2 protein-coding genes and 1 pseudogene are annotated in these 1,692 nt (G+C 65.9%); all 3 read left to right on the forward strand.

Going from position 1 to position 1,692, the window contains the following annotated elements:
* Positions 1-52: 52 nt before the first annotated feature.
* On the forward strand, positions 53-640 hold the full coding sequence (pdxH, locus tag ACESL8_RS04820; protein WP_372916499.1) for a pyridoxamine 5'-phosphate oxidase: 588 nt from the start codon (positions 53-55) through the stop codon (positions 638-640).
* Positions 640-1,473 carry a PhzF family phenazine biosynthesis protein gene (locus ACESL8_RS04825; protein ID WP_372916501.1) on the forward strand — a complete coding sequence of 278 codons (834 nt, stop codon included), beginning with the start codon at positions 640-642 and terminating at the stop codon, positions 1,471-1,473. Before pdxH ends, ACESL8_RS04825 begins: the two co-directional genes overlap by 1 nt.
* A gap of 10 nt (positions 1,474-1,483) precedes the next feature.
* Positions 1,484-1,692 (forward strand): annotated as a pseudogene (locus tag ACESL8_RS04830) (diaminopimelate epimerase); the annotation flags it as partial.

The raw sequence follows: 1,692 nt of genomic DNA on the forward strand, positions 1-1,692 counted from the left end.
CGGTGACAATATGGCGGGTGACAGGTCTGCGCCGTGCAGCTAACCAACCGGCATGAGCTTGTTGCCCCGCCCTGCCCCGTTCACGCATTTTGCCGAGTGGTTTGCCGCTGCCGAGGCTGCCGAGCCTAATGATCCCAATGCGATGGCCTTGGCCACCGCCACCCCCGAAGCCGCGCCCAGTTTGCGCGTCGTGCTGCTCAAGGGCTGGGATGAGCGCGGCTTTGTGTTCTACACCAATCTTGATAGCCAGAAGGGCGGCGAACTGGCGGCCAACCCCCAGGTGCACCTGAATTTCCACTGGAAATCGTTGCAACGCCAGGTCCGCATCGGCGGCCGCGCACAGCTGGTAAGCGCTGCCGAGGCCGATGCCTATTTTGCCACCCGCCCGCGCGAAAGCCAGCTGGGCGCCTGGGCCAGCCTGCAAAGCCAGCCCTTGCCCAATCGCGCCACATTCCAGGCCCGCATCACCGAAACGGACGCCCGCTTTCCTGGTGACGTGCCGCGGCCGCCGCGCTGGAGCGGTTGGCGCGTGGTGCCGGAACGGATTGAATTCTGGCAAGCACGCGATGGCCGCTGGCACGAGCGCGAAGTGTATTGGCGTGAAACCGATGGCTGGCGCTTCGGGCTGGTTTACCCTTGATGCGTTTGCCGTTTTCGCAGGTCGATGCCTTTGCCGACGGTGCCTTCACCGGCAATCCGGCGGCAGTGATGTTTCTGGATCGCTGGTTGGCCGATGCCGTGCTGCAGGGCATTGCGGCCGACAATAATCTTTCCGAAACCGCGTTCCTGGTGCCCCACGTTGGGCCGGATGCCGATTTTCGCCTGCGTTGGTTCACGCCAAAACTGGAAGTCGCGCTGTGCGGGCACGCAACGCTGGCGAGTGGCCATGTTGTGCTGCAAGCGCTGCCCGATCTGAACGAAGCGCGGTTCCTTACCAATCAGGCCGGTTTGCTCACGGTGGCACGCGATGGGGACCGGCTGGCGATGCGGCTGCCGGCCTTGCCTGCCCACCGCCCGGTGACCGGAGCGGAGGAATCCGCCGTGGCCGCCGCGCTGGGGTTGTTGCCGGCGGAAGTGTGGGCGCGCGGCGATGATTATCTGGTTGCGGTATTTGATTCGCCCGATCAGGTGCGCGCGCTGTGCCCCGATTTCCGCGCGATCCTGGCGCTGGTGCCGGGTGTTGACCTGATGCTGATCGCCACCGCGCCCGGCGAAGACACCGATGTGCTGTCGCGCGTGTTCGTGCCGGCGTGCGGCGTGGATGAAGACCCGGTAACCGGCAGTGCCCATGCGGTGATCGCGCCGTTCTGGGCGGGGCGTTTCGGTCGGCCGGCTTTCACCGCATTCCAGGCCAGCACGCGCGGCGGGCGGATCGATTGCCGGGTGGATGGCGGCAGCGTGATCCTGCGCGGCACGGCGCGCACCGTGATCCGCGGCGAGTATGACTTGCCGGATGCCGCCCTGAACGGCTAACGCCGGGGGCATGACGCACTTCACCAAGATGCACGGGCTGGGGAATGATTTCCTTGTGCTCGATGCGCGCCAGCAGCCGGTTGCGCTGCATGCGTCGCAGGTGCGGGCGCTGGCCCATCGCCACACCGGCATCGGATTCGACCAACTGATCCTGATCGAGCCGAGCGAAATCGCCGATGTCCGGCTGCGGTTCTGGAACTGCGATGGCGGCGAAGTGGC

Source organism: Sandarakinorhabdus sp. (assembly GCF_041689835.1).
Lineage (GTDB): Bacteria > Pseudomonadota > Alphaproteobacteria > Sphingomonadales > Sphingomonadaceae > Sandarakinorhabdus.